The 17,127-nt window shown below is 49.0% G+C and carries 17 protein-coding genes; 15 read left to right on the top strand and 2 right to left on the bottom strand.

Annotation, left to right across the window (positions count from 1 at the left end):
* Positions 1–98 precede the first annotated feature (98 nt).
* The 3 genes from mqnB to FCL45_RS20810 are packed head-to-tail and all read left to right on the top strand — an operon-like array spanning position 99 to position 2,654.
* Positions 99–761, top strand: coding sequence for a futalosine hydrolase (gene mqnB, locus FCL45_RS20820; protein ID WP_136796951.1), 663 nt, complete (start codon positions 99–101; stop codon positions 759–761).
* Positions 758–1,603: a 1,4-dihydroxy-6-naphtoate synthase gene (locus FCL45_RS20815; RefSeq protein WP_136796950.1), complete on the top strand. Its 846-nt coding sequence runs from the start codon at positions 758–760 to the stop codon at positions 1,601–1,603. Before mqnB ends, FCL45_RS20815 begins: the two co-directional genes overlap by 4 nt.
* Positions 1,604–1,631: 28 nt before the next feature.
* Complete coding sequence (locus FCL45_RS20810; protein WP_136796949.1) at positions 1,632–2,654, top strand: molybdenum cofactor guanylyltransferase; 1,023 nt, start codon at positions 1,632–1,634, stop codon at positions 2,652–2,654.
* Positions 2,655–2,779: 125 nt separating this feature from the next.
* Here FCL45_RS20810 and FCL45_RS20805 read toward each other — a convergent pair whose 3' ends face one another.
* A complete protein-coding gene (locus FCL45_RS20805; RefSeq protein WP_136796948.1) occupies positions 2,780–3,157 on the bottom strand; it encodes a helix-turn-helix domain-containing protein in 378 nt (125 codons plus the stop codon).
* A 366-nt stretch (positions 3,158–3,523) separates the two neighbouring features.
* Between FCL45_RS20805 and FCL45_RS20800 the strand changes: the two genes are divergently transcribed.
* The 11 genes from FCL45_RS20800 to amrS all read left to right on the top strand — a co-directional run bounded on the left by FCL45_RS20800 (position 3,524) and on the right by amrS (position 15,076).
* Positions 3,524–4,042, top strand: coding sequence for a peroxiredoxin family protein (locus tag FCL45_RS20800; RefSeq protein WP_136796947.1), 519 nt, complete (start codon positions 3,524–3,526; stop codon positions 4,040–4,042).
* A gap of 46 nt (positions 4,043–4,088) precedes the next feature.
* Positions 4,089–4,613, top strand: coding sequence for a nitrous oxide reductase accessory protein NosL (locus FCL45_RS20795; RefSeq protein WP_136796946.1), 525 nt, complete (start codon positions 4,089–4,091; stop codon positions 4,611–4,613).
* 83 nt (positions 4,614–4,696) lie between these two features.
* On the top strand, positions 4,697–4,900 hold the full coding sequence (locus FCL45_RS20790) for a hypothetical protein (RefSeq protein ID WP_228721386.1): 204 nt from the start codon (positions 4,697–4,699) through the stop codon (positions 4,898–4,900).
* Positions 4,900–6,090 carry an ABC transporter permease gene (locus tag FCL45_RS20785; RefSeq protein WP_136796944.1) on the top strand — a complete coding sequence of 397 codons (1,191 nt, stop codon included), beginning with the start codon at positions 4,900–4,902 and terminating at the stop codon, positions 6,088–6,090. The genes FCL45_RS20790 and FCL45_RS20785 overlap by 1 nt, the downstream gene beginning before the upstream one ends.
* A 1-nt stretch (position 6,091) precedes the next feature.
* Positions 6,092–6,829 carry an ABC transporter ATP-binding protein gene (locus FCL45_RS20780; RefSeq protein ID WP_136796943.1) on the top strand — a complete coding sequence of 246 codons (738 nt, stop codon included), beginning with the start codon at positions 6,092–6,094 and terminating at the stop codon, positions 6,827–6,829.
* 2 nt (positions 6,830–6,831) lie between these two features.
* Positions 6,832–7,860: a hypothetical protein gene (locus FCL45_RS20775; protein ID WP_136796942.1), complete on the top strand. Its 1,029-nt coding sequence runs from the start codon at positions 6,832–6,834 to the stop codon at positions 7,858–7,860.
* A 312-nt stretch (positions 7,861–8,172) separates the two neighbouring features.
* A complete protein-coding gene (locus tag FCL45_RS20770; RefSeq protein WP_136796941.1) occupies positions 8,173–11,202 on the top strand; it encodes a PEP/pyruvate-binding domain-containing protein in 3,030 nt (1,009 codons plus the stop codon).
* Between the two features lie 13 nt (positions 11,203–11,215).
* Complete coding sequence (gdhA, locus tag FCL45_RS20765) at positions 11,216–12,565, top strand: NADP-specific glutamate dehydrogenase (protein WP_136796940.1); 1,350 nt, start codon at positions 11,216–11,218, stop codon at positions 12,563–12,565.
* Between the two features lie 87 nt (positions 12,566–12,652).
* Positions 12,653–13,393, top strand: a complete 741-nt coding sequence (locus FCL45_RS20760) for an arginyltransferase (RefSeq protein WP_136796939.1) — start codon at positions 12,653–12,655, stop codon at positions 13,391–13,393.
* Positions 13,394–13,653: 260 nt separating this feature from the next.
* A complete protein-coding gene (locus tag FCL45_RS20755; RefSeq protein ID WP_136796938.1) occupies positions 13,654–13,836 on the top strand; it encodes a hypothetical protein in 183 nt (60 codons plus the stop codon).
* 217 nt (positions 13,837–14,053) lie between these two features.
* Entirely contained in the window at positions 14,054–15,076 is a 1,023-nt protein-coding gene (amrS, locus tag FCL45_RS20750) for an AmmeMemoRadiSam system radical SAM enzyme (RefSeq protein WP_228721385.1), read from the top strand.
* A gap of 32 nt (positions 15,077–15,108) precedes the next feature.
* Here the strand turns inward: amrS and FCL45_RS20745 are convergent, their stop codons facing one another.
* Entirely contained in the window at positions 15,109–15,978 is an 870-nt protein-coding gene (locus FCL45_RS20745) for a hypothetical protein (protein WP_136796937.1), read from the bottom strand.
* A 325-nt stretch (positions 15,979–16,303) separates the two neighbouring features.
* Here FCL45_RS20745 and FCL45_RS20740 point away from each other — a divergent pair, with 325 nt between their 5' ends.
* Complete coding sequence (locus FCL45_RS20740; protein WP_136796936.1) at positions 16,304–16,939, top strand: LysE family translocator; 636 nt, start codon at positions 16,304–16,306, stop codon at positions 16,937–16,939.
* Positions 16,940–17,127 lie beyond the last annotated feature (188 nt).

The following is a 17,127-nucleotide window of genomic DNA, read 5'->3' as shown; positions in this document are numbered from 1 at the left end:
ATAATGATCAGTAGTGAAAACGGCCAACAACTCTTCTAGTCCGCTAGCGTGCGTTTTAAAAGAGGTGTCTGGCAAACTATGGAGTTGATCTCAATACCATGATACTTGCGGTTGCTGCAACTGAAATGGAAGCTGCTTCTCTTCGTTCCCGAATGGGGGCGGAAAGTGAACGCTGGGCGCTCATGATTTCCGGGGTCGGTATATTGGAGACTGCTGCCCGGCTCGGACAGTATCTGGCCCAGCATCACCGGCAGGTTAAAGGTGTGCTGCAGTTTGGTGTTGGCGGCGCGTATATCCATCCGGCTGAGCACGAGCAGCGGGCCGGGCTGCTCTCCCTGTGTCTGGCTGAACAGGAATTTCTCGGCGATCTCGGCGTCGAGGTCGGAGATGAGCTGGAATATTTTTCCAGCGATCTGGTCCCATGCAGTAACTACCCGCTCAGCCGATCCTTGCTCAACAGGGCGACAGCTGCACTCTCCGCAGCAGGGCTTGAACATGTCGTTGGCAATTTTGTAACGGTCAATTGCGCCAGTGGCACCAGGCGTCGGGGGGAGTCGCTACGCAGGTACTCCAATGGCCTCTGTGAGAATATGGAGGGCGCTGCCGCGGCCAGGGTTTGCGCATTGTATGATATTCCCATGCTGGAGATCCGGGTGATCTCAAACATGGTGGAAGATAGAAATCTGCAGAACTGGCAACTCAGCCGGGCCTGTGAAAAGGCAGGCGAGACCGCCGCCCTGTTGTTAAAGGAGTTTTTATGAGTGAATCGCGCTCTCAGCTATCGCTGGGCTACTCTCCGTGTCCCAACGATACCTTTATTTTTTATGCAATGATGCATGGTAAAGTCGATCTCGGCGGGCTCAGCTATGGTGCGCCGTATCTGGAAGATGTTGAAACCCTGAATAGCTGGGCACTCCAGTCCAGACTGGATGTAACCAAGCTGAGCTTCCATGCGCTCGGTCATGTCCTCGACGAATATTGCGTACTGGCAACAGGCAGTGCTCTCGGTCGTGGCTGTGGCCCACTGTTGGTTACAGGCAAAGAGGTGGATATTGACCATCTCAAGGATAAACGGATAGCTATCCCGGGCAAATACACAACGGCGGCGCTGTTATTGCAAATGCTGCTTCCCGGCTGTAGCAATCTGGTGGAGATGCGTTTTGACATGATCATGGATGCGGTGAAGAATGGCGAAGTGGATGCCGGGGTGATTATTCATGAGAGCCGTTTTACCTACCAGCAGTATGGACTCTTCTGCCTGCAGGATCTGGGGCAATGGTGGGAAGATCAGTCGGGCATGCCTATCCCGCTGGGGGCGATTGTGGCCAGGAGAAGTTTGGGGAGGGATAAGGTGCTGCAAATCGAAAGGACGATTGGCGCGAGTGTGGAGTTTGCTTTCAAAAAGCCGGAAGCCTGCCTGGACTATATTCGTCAGTATAGCCAGGAGATGGACGAAAAGGTGGTGCAGAGCCATATCGGTCTTTATGTCAATGATTATTCACGTGACCTCGGCGCAGAGGGTTTTGCGGCAATCGAGCTTTTTCTTGCCCGTGGGCGTGAGGCAGGAGCCCTGCCGCCAAGCAATTCAGGTTTAAGGATATGAACGTGAGACTCTGTGTCGGAGGGTGGTAATGGGAGCGTCTTGTTTGAATTTGCCTGTTTACTGTATCCCAGCTGGCCAAGGCAATGAGTTGCGTGAAACTGTGTATTCGTTATTGCCGCTTTTTGTCGAAGCCGGACTTGAAATATCACTCATCCGCTATGACTCACTGGTTGCTGGAGCCCTGTCGGGCGCATGTACGTCGTTGAACCTGGAAGGATCCCTGTCAGACATTGTTGCAGGTTACTCGTTCGTGGGTGACGAGCATCAACTACTGGTGCAGGCCAGGGAGCTGCTCCGTTCTCACGATCTGGTGTTTGTTGAAGGCGAAGAAGATATTAAAGATTTCTGGCAGTTAACATTTGCCCATGGGGGCTTACAGGAAAAGGCGGAAAATAACCGTGAGCTCATATTGGGCGATGGCACCCTGCAAGACGGTTTTGAAACTATCTGGACACACGCCGGCAGATTACAGAAAAAGAGACCTGTCTGGGCTTGTATCCTGATCGGTGGTAAAAGCTCACGAATGGGCCAACCGAAACATCTGCTGAAAGATAAGAATGGAACTACCTGGTTAGAGCGGGTGGTGCGACTTCTTGAGCCCCATGTGGATGGGGTCGTACTTTCTGGCAAAGGCAGTGTCCCGCAATCTCTTGCCTTTTTGCCGAGGATTCCTGATATTCCGGATGTGCAGGGGCCATTGACAGGTATATTATCTGCCATGCGATGGCAACCCGATGTATCCTGGCTGCTTCTTGCTTGTGATATGCCGCATATCTCGGAGGAGGCTGTTCGCTGGGTTCTGGATAGCCCGGTTTTGGGAGGCTGGGCGGGCTTGCCCACTCTTACCGATGGCAGAACGGCTGAACCGCTTTTTGCCAGGTATGAACCTCAGAGCAAACACTATTTTGAGAAGCTTTGTGCAATGGGGGAGAGGCGCATAGGCAGAGTGGCTGATTTTGCAAAGACGAAATTGTTGCCTGTGCCTGAGGAACTGCAGTTTGCCTGGAGCAATATAAACACGCCACAGGAATTGCAGTCTGTGGATATCTGATCGCAATTCCTGTTATGTCGAATGGAGACCTGGTGGAGTCCTTTTGTCGGTTAGGTGTCAGGCCTCAAGTTCACCCTCTGAACGCAAACCTTCAAGCTCTCTGATGAGTCCGAAAACGAACCTGTCTAGCAGCAGGCTCGTTTCATTATCTGACATTCCTTGCAGACTTCAATCTTTTCTTCCCAACTGGATCTGTTCGTTGAGTTGCAGATAGTGCCGTTGATAAACCAGCAAATCTGACCTGCATCGAACTCCCATGCGGGACACTGGCGACGCTTTTTCTCGGGGCAACGCTTTGTTTCCCAGCAGTTTTTCATGTTGTGGCGCTTGCCACTTTTCTGCGACAGTAAAAAGAATAACTGCCTTTCCACATGGGCAGGTATACCGCGCCAACCTTGCTCGTAACTGCTGACGGCTTTGAGTGAAGTACCCAGCAAAGCTGCAAGCTCTTTCTGGGTTTTGCCTAAGCGCTTCCGGATCTGGAGAAAATCTGTATTTTCCATAACATTCCTAGCCAAAATCAATAGCCTGAGTGTTGGTGGACCTCAGGCAATACAAATTGTGCCACACTACGGTCCAGAAGTGTTTTGCGCCTGCTTGACCGACCTGTTGATTCCGGGTTGTTTTGCCTGTATCCAACCTTACGGACAACAGGAGTATAAAGTCCTTAAGCAATCGTTAGGCAACGTGTATACTTCTGGTAAAACAATTATATATGATGCATTTGGTGCCACACTGTACCATGGAAGCACAGGCCGCACAAGTTCGACAAGTTGAAAAAAATGAAATATGGACACGGACAACGGTGAGGGGGAGCAGCTAGAAATGGACTGATGCCTGAACCCGCATGGGAAAGGAGGTTGTAGGCAGTGAAGAACCTGACATTCAATTGGTTTCTACTTTTTTCTTGTGTTATTTTTTTGTTTTTCGGGTGCAAGCAGGAGAGAACCGGCGGGCCGCTTATGGCTGGTGATGAGGCGCCTGATTTTATGGCCCGGGATCTGGAAGGTGATGTGATTGTGCTTTCAAATCTGGGGGGGAAACCGGTGATTGTCAGGTTCTGGGAAACCAATTGCAAATTCTGTAAAGCTGATACCCCGTTATTTAATCAATATTACAGTAAATATAAGGACAAGGGTCTGACCATCGTCTATGTGAGCAGCTTCTTTGAAGAGCGCCAGGCTGTGGATGACTATATAGAAAAACTGGGTATTAAATTTCATGTGGTGATGGATGAGGATGCCAGGTTGGCGGATTTGTTTAACGTCAAAATTTATCCTCAGACTTTTATGATCGGCCCGGACAGGCGTATACTGGCAACTCTTTTCGGTGGGGTGGGCGAAGCTGAATTTGAAGAATTGCTGGGAGAGTATTTGCATGAAAATTAAAAAACGTTCAATGGTTGCACCGCACATCATTTGAGGGGTGAAATTGATGAAACGAATTGTTGGTTTGACACTTGTCATGGTGTTTTTGCTGGTGGAAGGGGCGATAATTGTAGTGAACTCCAAAGCCGGCGAAAGTAAACCTCTTGCTGTGGTGACCGCCAGAGATCGCTGCCCGGTCTGCGGAATGTTTGTCAGTAAGTATCCGACCTGGGTTGCTCAGATTCGTTTGTCGGATGACAGGGTGGAAATGTTTGACGGTCCCAAGGACATGTTGGCGTATTACATGTCACCAAAGGATTTTGGCGCAGGTGATGCAACTGTTGGAGATGTGGTGGTACGGGATTACTACAGTCAGGAGTGGATAGACGGCGAGCAGGCGTTTTATGTAATGGGCAGTGATGTTTATGGTCCCATGGGAAATGAGTTTGTGCCTTTCGAAACCATGGAGGCCGCTAAGAATTTTGCTAAAGATCACCGCGGCAAAAGAGTTCTCTTATTTGATGAAATCGATAATGAGCTTGTGCAAAGTATTCGAAAAGGGCACAAGATGATGGGCGGCATGAAGAAATGAGCGGCACGATCCCTCGACTTCGCCTGTTTTGTCTTTTGGTTGTGGCTGTAATTCTATCAATGCTAACACTTCTGGTGAGCATAATGGAGCGAAGAACAGATGTTCTTGCATCTTATGCGGTAGCTGGTGAAATGGTATCGCTGATGGGCCTTTCTGATCTGGCTCTATCAACTGAGGCCAGGTACACCAGACACCCTGCGGTGAGCGATGAGGTGGTTCCATTTATGGATCATCCCGGGGCGTTGGAACACTTCCCTTCAGGCTCTTTCTTCCGGCCGGTTCAATAATGAGTATTCGGCTCAAGTTGCAGCGCCAGCTGAATATCCTGGACTACACTCTGGGATCTCTCAACAGGAAGAAAACAAAAAATTTCGGCATACTCGTCATTTTCAGTCTGGTCATTTTTCTTTTTTCCTCATTTCTGCTCATGAGTCGCGGGCTGACCGAGTTGGCGGCTCAGGTGCTCAAGCATGCACCGGAGATTACCGTGCAGCAGTTGGTAGCCGGACGCCAGGTATCGTTGACAGCAGATGCCGCAACCAGAATAGATGATATTTTTGGAATTAAGTCTATAACACCCAGAATCTGGGGTTACTATTTCGATGAAAAGAACGGAGCGAACTACACCGTGGTGGGGCTCGACTTGGCAGAAAATGGTTCCCATGCCCTGCCTGTTGAGGGCATCAAAGGAGAATTGCCGACAGCCGGTAGCATGGGAGATGTGGTGTTGAGCACGGGAGTGCGCAGATCGATGGGGCTTGGTGAACGTAAGAGTTTTTCTCTATTTCGCCCAGACCTTGAATTGGTTTCCTTCACAACCACCGGCGTATTTGATGAGAAAACTGAGCCGGTAACCGGGGATATCTTGCTTGTTTCGCTCGGGGCCGCAAGAAATCTGTTTGCCATGGGCGAAGATGAGATAACAGATCTCATGGTTTATGCCGGTAACCCAAGGGAGATCGACACTATTGCTGCGAAAATTGCAGATCGTTTACCTGGCACCCGGGTGTTGACTCGAGATCAGATACTTAAGACGTACAGTGTCGTGTTTGGCTGGCGGAGTGGTTTCGGAAGCTTCTGCCTGTTGGCATCACTAGCTGCGTTCGCAATTCTTGCCTATGACAAGGCATCAGGGCTCACCAGGGAAGATATTCGGGAAGTTGGAATACTCAAAGTGCTCGGTTGGGAGACCGCCGATGTGATGGCAGTGCGATTCTGGGAGTCCACGCTTGTTTCTCTGTTAGCGTTTCTGCTGGGTTATGGCCTGGCCTGGGTACATATAATGTGGTGGCAGGGGGCTATCTTCAAACCGTTGTTGTTGGGGTGGTCCGTTTTGAGACCGGGGCTGACTATTGCCCCACCCCTGCTGGTCGAAGATATTATATTGATCCTCGCTTTTTCGGTACTCCCATATCTCTGCGCCACCGTAGTTCCATCCTGGCGCAGTTCAGTCGTGAGAGCAGATACGGTGGTGTAGCATGCGGATTGAGCTTGAAGGAGTGACAAAGATTTATAACCGGGGCGAGTCGAATGAAGTCATTGCTCTCCAGAGGGTTGACCTGGCAATAGCGAGCGGAGAAATGGTCTGTCTGCGCGGTGCATCCGGCTCAGGTAAAACAACACTTCTTTCTATAATCGGCTGCATATTTCCTCCGTCGAGCGGCAGGGCTGAGCTGGGTGGCAAAAAGGTGTCCAGGTTACCAGATCATTTTCTCTGCCGGTTCAGAAGAGAAAAAATTGGATTCATTTTTCAGGATTTCAATATAATCGGGGATCTCAGCGTAATCGAAAATGTCAGTTTGCCGCTGTTTCCGGCAGGTGTTTCCGGCAAAGATCGAACCGAAAGGGCGGCAGCCCTGTTGAGCAGTTACCATCTTATGGAGCGGGCATATTTCAAGGCGGACAGCATCTCAGGGGGCGAACTGCAGCGTGTAGCCATATGCCGGGCGCTTATTAATAATCCTCCAGTAATCATTGCCGATGAACCCACCGCTCACCTGGACTCTGGTCTGGCGACTTCTTTTATGGATTCGATAGCTCAGCTGAAAAAGCAAGGCAAGACAATTGTTATAGCGTCACACGACCCTCGTGTTTTCGAGCGTGTTGAGATAGATCGGGTAATGGATGTGGTTGATGGCAGGGTACTACCCGAGGTTGATCAACAGTCTGGTTTCAGGGATGTGGTGAACGAAAGATCTGTTGTCCTGGGGGACTGAGCATGCTGGTAAACGGCTGGGCCATCGCTTTGATGATCTGTTCGGTCGGTATTCTTTTTCTCGGCCTGATGGCAGCCTGGTGTGGGATCAAAGTTGTCTGTTTCTGGGATTCCGGTGCAGACACCGCACGACAGATCAGATTAGAGACAGAGGTCTGGCTCACTTCGGCGCTGATGAAATATGCTCTTTTCTTTCAGGTTGTTTCCTTAGTTATGCTGGTGTTGGCGGCTGATGCCTTTTCAGGGGCGCTTGTTGGTGCAATGTGTGCCACGGGAGCATTCCTGGCCAATGATTATGGCATTGTTACGCTCCTTGTGAAGATTGTCTTGGTGTTTTTCTGCGGCTACTGGCTGCTGCTTAACCATCTGGATAATCAGTCAGAGAGTTATCCTTTAGTGAAATCCAAGTATATCTTTCTCTTTTTCCTCTTACCACTGATGGTTGTTGATGCTGTGTTCCAGTTCCTGTACCTGATCAAACTGGAACCGGATGTACTCACATCATGCTGCGGCGTGCTGTTCAAGTCCTCCTCCGGTGACGGTTACAACTTGCTTGACCCTTATTCTCCTGTACTTCTCCTAGGTAGTCTCTATTTGACCACTTTCATTCTTGCCACCAGTGGTATTCAACTGTTTTACACCGCCCAAAAAGGTAAAAGTTATTCAAATGCAATATTAATGTTAAACACGACTGGTTGGATTGTGTTCTTTCCAACTGCCCTCTGGACCGTGATCGTATTTTTTTCCTCATATATATATGCCATGCCCTCACACAGATGCCCGTTTGATATTTTGCAGGCCAACTATTCCTACATAGGATTTCCTATCTATTTATCATTGTTTTCCGCCACATTTTTAGGAGCAACATCAGGGCTCATCGAACCCCTGAAAAAGCTGGCAGGTCTGGCCGTTCCCGTCAGTCGTTACAGAGCCATGGCTATACCTGCCAGTATTCTGTTTTTAATAATATTTATCCTGATTACCGCCTACGCTCCTGTTGTCTACCTGGTGGTGGGCGGCGAGGTCTCCTGAATTTCAGGAGGAGATCGGATATCAGCAGATGTCTGCTGACTTTTTAGAGAAATCATTACATCCGGGTTCTGAGTACCGCTGTCAAGAAATACTACCAATACAGGTTTTTGCTGCTTACAATAATAAAAAGCGTAAAAAGCTATATGATTACCCCTGAAGCTCAGCTTTAAAAAGCGAGGCGTGTTGAGCTAATCTGTCACGCATCATCTCACGCCTGGCCCTCATATTTTCAAGCTGAGGATCAGGGGAATTGGAGAAAGCTGAAAGCAGTCCCTGATGGATATCTTCTCCGCCAAATAACAAGGTGTTCCCATGCTCATCGACTCAGGAAGGATAGTTTCGGATTTCGATCCTCATTTCAAGGTATTTCATGAGTTGATGCAGTTCAAGGTGCAGGAAATTCTGCTAGTTTCCAGTCTCTATGATGCCTTTATTATGGAGGAGGATGGTAGCCTGGCAACCAGGCTGATCAAAGAGTATCATGGTTTGAATCTAAGCAAAGCCCCTAGAATAACCAGAGTTTCAACTGCCGAGGAGGCACTTGGTATCCTCAAACGGCGTCCCTTCGATATGGTTATGACCATGCCGTATCTGGGGAGCATGGACGCATTCGAACTGGGTGGCGAAATTAAGAAGATCCGGCCCGATGTGCCTGTCATTCTGGTTGCCCACCACATACGCTCTACGTTTGCTGACAAGCTCGATGCCCATGGGGTTGACAGGATCTTTCTCTGGTGTTGCGAAGCTGATCTGCTGCTGGCAATTATCAAGAACGTCGAAGATCATAGAAATGTCGATGAGGATATCGGCAGGGCCATGGTCAGGGTAATCATCTATGTGGAAGACTCTCCTGTTTATGCCTCTTTATTCTTGCCGATGATTTACCAGGAGATAGTTCTGCAGACCCAATCGGTTCTGGACGAGAGCCTCAATGAGCGCCACAGGCTGCTCAGGATGCGGGCGCGGCCGAGAATTTTGATGGCTACCACCTATGAAGAGGCGATGGACCTCTATGAGCGCTATAAGCCATATGTCTTTGCCATTATATCCGATGCGAGGTTCAAAAAGGCAGGGGAAATAGATTCCTCTGCCGGCTATTCCTTTTTATCCAAGGTCCGGAAGGAAGTCTCTGACCTGCCGCTGCTGATGGTTAGTTCAGAGTCGCAAAACAGAAAGGCAGCAGAGAGCCTGCCGGCAATATTCATCAATAAAGATTCGCCACTCGTTCGGGATGAAATACATAGATTTTTCTTGAATTATCTAGGCTTTGGTGACTTTGTGTTCAGAATGCCGGATGAAACCGCAATCGGGCACGCCTCCACCTTGTATGAGTTTGAACGAATGCTGGCCGAGATACCTGACGAGTCGCTAGAGTATCATGCTAAACGCAACCACTTTTCAAACTGGGTTATGGCCAGGGCTGAGGTTGCCCTGGCCCGTCGTCTGCACTGCGATTACATTTCTAACATTGGAAACATTAAGGAGATGCGCGAGGACCTGATATTCAAAGTACACTCGCTGCGGAAATTACGTCAGCAGGGAGTTGTCGTCAAATTCAGGGATGCCGGTTATGACATCGATATCATGGATTTTGTTAAGATTGGTGAAGGGACCATGGGGGGCAAGGCCAGGGGATTGGCCTTTATGTGGGCCTGTTTGCAGGGAGCCTATTCTGAAGGTTCGGTGCTGACCGATTATACGGTAACAATTCCTAAAACCTGTGTGATTACTGCGGACGGCTTTGATGCCTTTGTGGCTGAAAATAAATTGAAGTACCAGCCGGATATGCCGGATGAAAAGGTTGCTGATCTCTTCCTTGATGCCACACTGCCCGCCTGGCTGAGAAAAGATCTGGCCGCTTTTCTGAAAAAAAATAATCTGCCGCTGTCGGTGCGTTCTTCGAGCCTGCTTGAGGATGCACTGTTCAAGCCATACGCAGGGCTCTATTCAACCTACTTTCTAGCCAACAACAATGAGGACTTTCAGGAGCGTCTCAGTCAGTTGGAGAGTGCGGTAAAACTTGTCTACGCCTCAACCTGGTTTGAAAGCCCCCGGGCATTCTCCAGATATTCAAGCCAGGGCCGGGGAGACTCGATGGCAATTATTATCCAGCAGGTCGTGGGTAACCGGTATGGCGATTACTGGTACCCGTCAATTGCCGGGGTGGCGCAGTCGCACAATTATTATCCGGTGATGGGGATGATGCCGGAGGAGGGGATTGTCCACATAGCGCTTGGAGTCGGCAAGACCGTGGTTGAGGGGGAAAAATCTCTTCGATTTTCGCCGCAATACCCCAAGCGGTTATTACAGTTTTCCACCGTTGATGATATTCTGGAAAACTGTCAGCGGGAGTTTTATGCTTTGAATATGCTGGATAACACCTGCCTGAAAAGGTATGGATCAAATTTGGTCAAACGCTCGATTCAGGACGCTGAAAATGAGCTGCCGGTGCAGCAGCTTTCTTCCACCTATTTTGCCGAAGAACATGTCATCCGCGATGCATACTTGCCAGGCTTGAAGATCATGACCTTTGCCCAGTTGCTGAAATATGATGCGTATCCGATCTCAAAGATTCTCACAGAACTGCTCAGCCTCGGGAGGAAAGGTATGGGCTGTGAAGTTGAGATTGAGTTTGCGGTGGCGATCGAACCTGAGCTGAAAAAATCCACTTTTTACTTTCTGCAGATTCGGCCGATGGTGACTGGCAGTGAGCGGGCAGATGTACAGATCTGTGATAAAGATATTGAAAATTCCTTCAGTTTTTCCAGTGAGGCTTTAGGGCATGGGAATTTCGAGACCATGGCAGATCTGGTCTATGTAAATCCTGATGATTTCGACCCTGGCCAGACCAGGCAGATTGCCATGGAGATAGCTGCAATAAATAGAAAACTCACGGCAGAAGACAGGCCATTTCTGCTGGTAGGACCGGGCAGATGGGGGTCTGCCGATCCGTGGCTTGGTATACCGGTGCAGTGGGCGGATATTTCGCGGGTAGGGGCTATTATAGAACTCAGAAACGATATCTTGAAAGTAGATCCTTCCCAGGGGTCACATTTTTTCCAGAATATCACCTCTCTTGGAATCCCCTACCTGACCATAACCGAGAGACAGCCCCGAAAGCCTCAAAAGAGCCGGGGAGATGATTTCGTAGACTGGCATTGGCTGAGCGAGCAGCCGGAGATCGAGCGGCTGAAATTTGTTCGGCATGTACGGTTTGAAAAACCGCTCATCATAAAATGTGACGGGAAAAATTCAGAGGCATGTATTCTTCCCGGTTCTTTTCATCAGGACCAGGTTTGTGAGATCGAGGGGCAGAGGATGTATAATCAGCAGTATAGTTAGCGAAGGAGGCACGATGGACGAGATAATGAGTCTTGTCAAAGGACGGGATCCGGAACAGCGTGAGTTCCATCAGGCGGTACAGGAGGTAGTGGAGACGGTAAAACCTGTTCTTGATCGTAACGCCGCCTACAGGCAGCAAGGTGTATTGGAGAGAGTTACCGAACCTGAGCGGGTTATCATGTTCAGGGTGCCGTGGCAGGATGACGATGGTCAGGTTCAAGTCAATCGTGGCTTCAGGGTGCAGATGAATAGTGCTCTGGGCCCTTACAAGGGGGGGCTGCGCTTTCATCCGTCTGTGAATCTGGGCATCATAAAATTTTTAGCCTTTGAGCAGGTTTTCAAGAATTCGCTGACAACACTGGCCATGGGAGGGGGAAAAGGAGGTTCTGACTTTAACCCCAAGGGCCGTTCTGATGGTGAGGTAATGCGCTTTTGCCAATCATTTATGGGGGAATTGTATCGCCATATTGGCCCAGATACCGATGTGCCGGCAGGTGATATCGGTGTGGGCGCCAGGGAGATCGGCTACCTGTTCGGAATGTACAAGAAGTTGAGCAATGAGTTTACAGGCGTTCTTACCGGCAAAAGTCTCAACTGGGGTGGAAGTCTGATCCGACCCGAGGCAACGGGCTATGGTAATGTCTATTTTGCGGCAGAGATGCTGGAGACTCAAGGGGAAACGCTGGAGGGCAAGTCCTGCCTCGTTTCCGGTTCTGGAAATGTGGCGCAATATACCACAGAAAAAATTCTGGAACTTGGGGGCAAAGTGGTAACTCTTTCTGACTCTTCCGGCTATATCTACGATGAAGAAGGGCTTGACTGTGAAAAGCTCAGGTATGTAAAAGAGTTGAAGAACGTAATGCGGGGGCGGATCAAGGAATATGTGGAGAAGTACCCTAATGCCGTATACACTGCAGTAGACCCAACCCTTGACCACAATCCACTTTGGTCACACCCTGCGGATTGCGCAATGCCTTGTGCAACCCAGAATGAAGTGAATAAAGTGGATGCGGAGAACCTCTTACAGGGTGGAGTCAGGCTCGTGAGCGAAGGTGCGAACATGCCCTGCACGCCGGATGCGGTGGATATCCTGATCGATAGTGGTGTACTCTACGCACCGGGCAAGGCCGCCAACGCCGGCGGAGTTGCTGTCTCGGGCCTGGAGATGGCCCAGAATTCAATGCGCCTGTCCTGGCCGCGGGAAGAAGTGGACGCCAGGCTGAAGCAGATCATGAAATGTATCCATAAAACCTGCCTTGATGCGGCTTCCGAATATGGAGCCGGCCAGAATTATCTGGTGGGAGCAAACATTGCCGGCTTTATAAAAGTGGTCAATGCCATGCTTGACCAGGGGCTTGTATAAAGAAAACAGACAGGTGCTCCTGCAGGGTTGGTTGCGAACGGGTAACCAGCCGGGCTGCAGTACCTGATGAGCATACATTAGAATACATTGACGACCGATTACGATATAACCTGCGCCGCTGAATTTGCCGCACTCCAGAACAGGGTAGACAGGTATTTTGTGGAGCTGAATACCGAGTGTCCTTACGGATTGCCCTATATGGCCAGTTTTCATCAGGCGATGTTCGGGCCCCTGACAGACCGGGCAATGGAACTGTTTCTGGCAGCAGGGTACCGCCGCAATGGCAACTGCCTGTATAACATGCGTTGCGCTCAGTGCAGTGCATGTATCCCTATCCGCCTAAGGCCGGAGAAATTTAAATCAAACAGGAATCAGCGAAGGGCTGCTAAAAAGAACAGCGACCTGTCCGTTCGGGTTACTCCGGTGGATATGGACCATGACAACATGGCCCTGTGCGACCGTTTCCTCCAGGCCCGCTATCCACAGGAACATAATACCGCCGAGGGGTATTACGGCGGGTTTTTCTGCAATACCATCGTCGACTCGGTGCGTATCGAGTTTTCATGCAAAGATAAACTTATCGGTGGTTCTGTCATTGATCTTGGCGGCAACTGGATGAATGCCGTCTATTTTTATTTCGACCCCGATGAGTCGGCCAGAAGCCTCGGTACCTTCAACATCCTCACCCTGGTTGAGATGTGTCTTGACTATGGTATTGATTATCTTTACTTGGGGTATCTCATCAAGGGTGTTGATGCCATGTGCTATAAAGAGCACTTTCGTCCCCACGAACTTTTCATCAATGGCAGGTGGCTTGAGTCCGCCTGATGGCCATTTCAACGGCAAAAAATTCTCTTTTCACCCAAGTTCTCACGACCAGTTCCATCCTACTGTAGGGACAGAGCAAAATAGTAATATTTTTTATGTGTTCGGGTATTTGGAGTGAATCTGTCCAGCTAGCCGGTATACAGGACGTGAGCCCAAAGATTTTGACACGTTTGACGAACCAATTTTTTTTGTGATACGATTTAAGCAAGCTTTTAAATATGCACTTTTTTTGGCAATAATCCATATGTTGGAGGGGGGATATGAAAAAGTGGCATGTAGAGGGAATTGTGAGTCATATCGATCGTAGCGGCTCCAAACTTGAGATTCCTAATCCGGGACAGCAGACCTTGTGGTCACAAAGTTCGGCTCAAAGAAAACGGCCTGAGTTTATCTGGGTGAAAGCCTTACGAACTGTAAAAGAGCTCATGTTTCGCCAGCTATGAAACATCTTACGTGCTCAGGCCAATGCCCTGTCGTGTTTCACGGTTGTCCGATGAACCTGTGACTCTCGCTTGCTGACTTCGCTGTTTATTCAATAATGTAGCGCTGTTTGTCTTTTATAGGTGCCATGCAGCAACATCATTAAAGATGACATGCCACGCGCTCTTTTCAGGCGTGTGCTCTACTGTGAACAACATTATGCAGAAAGAGTGAACGGGGTTGAGAGAAAACGATATGCATGAGGCGAGATTGTATACCAGGCATGAGGGGGTGATTCAGTGCGAGCTTTGTGCCCACGAATGCAAAATTCGCGATGGTAAGCGGGGGCTCTGTAACGTCCGGGAAAACCGTGGCGGTAAGTTATATACCCTCGTTTACGGAAAGCTGATAGCTGAACATGTGGATCCCATCGAGAAAAAGCCTCTGTTTCATGTTTTTCCGGGCTCAACCTCCTATTCCATAGCAACCAGAGGATGCAATTTTCACTGCAGGCATTGCCAGAATAGCTCCATCTCCCAGGTTGCTATGGGCGATGATCCCACCAGGTTCTGTCTCACCCGGTCTCCCCAGGAAGTGGTGGATGCTGCACTTAAAGCTGAGTGTAAAACCATTAGCTACACCTATGTGGAGCCGACAATTTTCTTCGAATTTGCCTACGACTGTTGCCAGCTGGCAGCAGATAACGGTATCTACAATGTTTTTGTCTCAAATGGTTACATGACCGGGCGCACGGCGCGGGTTATAGCGCCATTTCTGACCGCAATAAATATTGATATCAAATCTTTCCGGGATGAATTTTACCGCAAAGTATGCGGCGCACGTTTGCAGCCTGTGCTGGACACCGTGAAGCTGATGCGGGAGCTGGGAGTATGGGTTGAGGTTACTACTCTGGTGATTCCGGACTATAACGATTCGGTTGATGAATTGAATGATATTGCAAAATTCCTGGTGGAGGTGGATGCCACAATTCCCTGGCATGTAACCGCTTTCTCCCCGAGCTATAAAATGCTCGAAGAGAAGCACACGCCGAAGCGTACTCTCCTTAAAGCGCAGGAGATAGGCTTTGAGGCCGGTCTGCAGCAGGTCTATGTCGGCAACATCCTCAGCAAGGGTGGGGAAGATACCATCTGCCCCTCATGTGGGACGGTGGTCGTCAGCCGGCTCGGTTTTTCCATCCAGGGCAAATCCATGATTGACGGCAGATGCCTGGAATGTTCTGCGGTGATTCCGGGCGTCTGGTAATATCTCACCCCCCCTCTATTTTTTCCTTTCTGTTACGTTTCTCTTGCCTTGCTCCTGGGCTTTATAAACAACGACATACTGATTTGGGTGAGCAGTATTGCAAACACGGCCGCGGCAAGCCCAAGTAGTACATTATAAAAAGGAGGGGCGGCGAGGGCTATTCGTATCATCAGGGTAGACAGGGCGAATCCTGAGTTTCGAAACATGGCCTGGAACGACGGTTGAAAGCACTGGGCGATCAAAACCACAAGAATATCCGACAATATCAGCATAGTATAGAACTGGTGCAGAAAATCGTCGTGTTCTCTGCCCGCCAGGGAGTCAAAAAGGTTGTTGATTCCCATGTAGATGAATGTGAACAAGAGAAGCAGGGCGATGCCTTTCTTGGCTGCGACAAAGGCATAAAGATCGGTTGGCCGCATCGTCTCTTCCGAGGCTTTGGCCTGTACTATGTAGTAGTAGCCCAGCAGGGCGAATATCAGCAAAGCTCCGAAGCCATCTGAAGCAATGCGTAGTATAGCCTCTTCATTTCCGGCATATGTGAGTGGTTCCGGGAAATTTTGCAACTCTTTAAACGCGTTACGCAACAGGATCAGAGAAAGAATCTCGAACTGTTTTCCCACGGATTTGGAAAACGAACAGGGCAGAGTAAAGACCAGGCTGATAACCTCAAGAATCAGCACCACGGTAAAAGCGCTGGAGATGGCATAAAAATGGTTGGTCGGAATAACATCGAATACTTCATTTCCCAACAACCCCTGTCGTTTAATTTCAATTACGACAAGATAGGAGAGAAAAAACAGCACCAGGGCTACTGAAATTTTACGGTAGATTTTTTCCTGCTCCCAGTGGTGGTGAAGCGGGTCAAAGATATACGTTATTCTTTCGTACAAAAAGTTCATTGGTTTATATCCGATTTACCTTGGGTGAGCTTGGTTGCACCTGTCTGAAAGCATAATCTTGCCAGCTTCGGTGTTCGTTTGATGTAACATTCTGGTGAGACCTGAGTGCAACATTTAGATGATATTGATAACTATTTCCAGGAGAAAGTATCATAGAACAAAAAACTTGGCAAACGATAATTGTGGAATCTTTTTATATCATATTTTTAGGAAGTTGAACCCTGTTGACTGATTTATAGTTGCAGCTGGTCCAGATGAGCGCTAGGGTGATGACCTCGCAATTTCTCTAATCCTTCCTGTTATTATTTTTATCCGGAGTACTTTCGTGGATCAGGTGCTGAACATCTCCTTGCTGTCAATTTTTATCCCCACGTTTATTTTGGTATCTGCAACGCCGGGTATGTGTATGACCCTGTCCCTGACCCTGGGGATGACTATCGGGGTTAAGAGAACCCTGTGGATGATGAGCGGCGAGTTGGTCGGCGTTGCTCTTGTTTCTGTTGCCGCAGTAATCGGTGTCGCTTCGGTCATGCTCAATTATCCCCAATTATATCTGGTTTTGAAATACTGTGGTGGAGCATATCTCTGTTATCTCGGAATTCAACTGCTCCGGTCCAGGGGGAAGATGGCCATACAGGAAGATGACGAGAGCGACGCCAGCCATTTGGGCAGAACAGAACTTGCCATGCAAGGTTTTGTAACCGCCATTGCGAATCCAAAAGGTTGGGCCTTTATGGTTTCGCTGCTACCGCCGTTTATTGATACCAGCCTGCCCTTGCCGGCGCAATTGAGTTTACTGGTTTTATTGATACTATTCATCGAATTTTGCTGTTTGCTGCTCTACGCCGGTGGCGGAGTGACCATGCGCAGATTTCTTCAGCAGAGTGGCAATGTGAGGAAGATGAATGGCATTGCAGGATTACTGATGATCTTTGTTGGGCTCTGGCTGGCGACGGGCTGACTTTATTAAATCTATACTCTTCCTGGAAAAGATAATGAGAATTCTTATTATTTTGAAATGTAAGAATTTTCAGGAACTGAGGATACCGGATTTTCCTTGAAAGTGAACTGAGCTCACTTGATTGATATCCCTGTCTCGTTCCGGCATCACAAAGTCTTGCGGATTGTGCCGTGATGCTTTTTCCTGAC

The organism is Desulfosediminicola ganghwensis, from assembly GCF_005116675.2.
Classification (GTDB): Bacteria; Desulfobacterota; Desulfobulbia; order Desulfobulbales; family Desulfocapsaceae; genus Desulfopila; species Desulfopila ganghwensis.
This window is presented reverse-complemented; position numbering and strand designations above follow the sequence as displayed.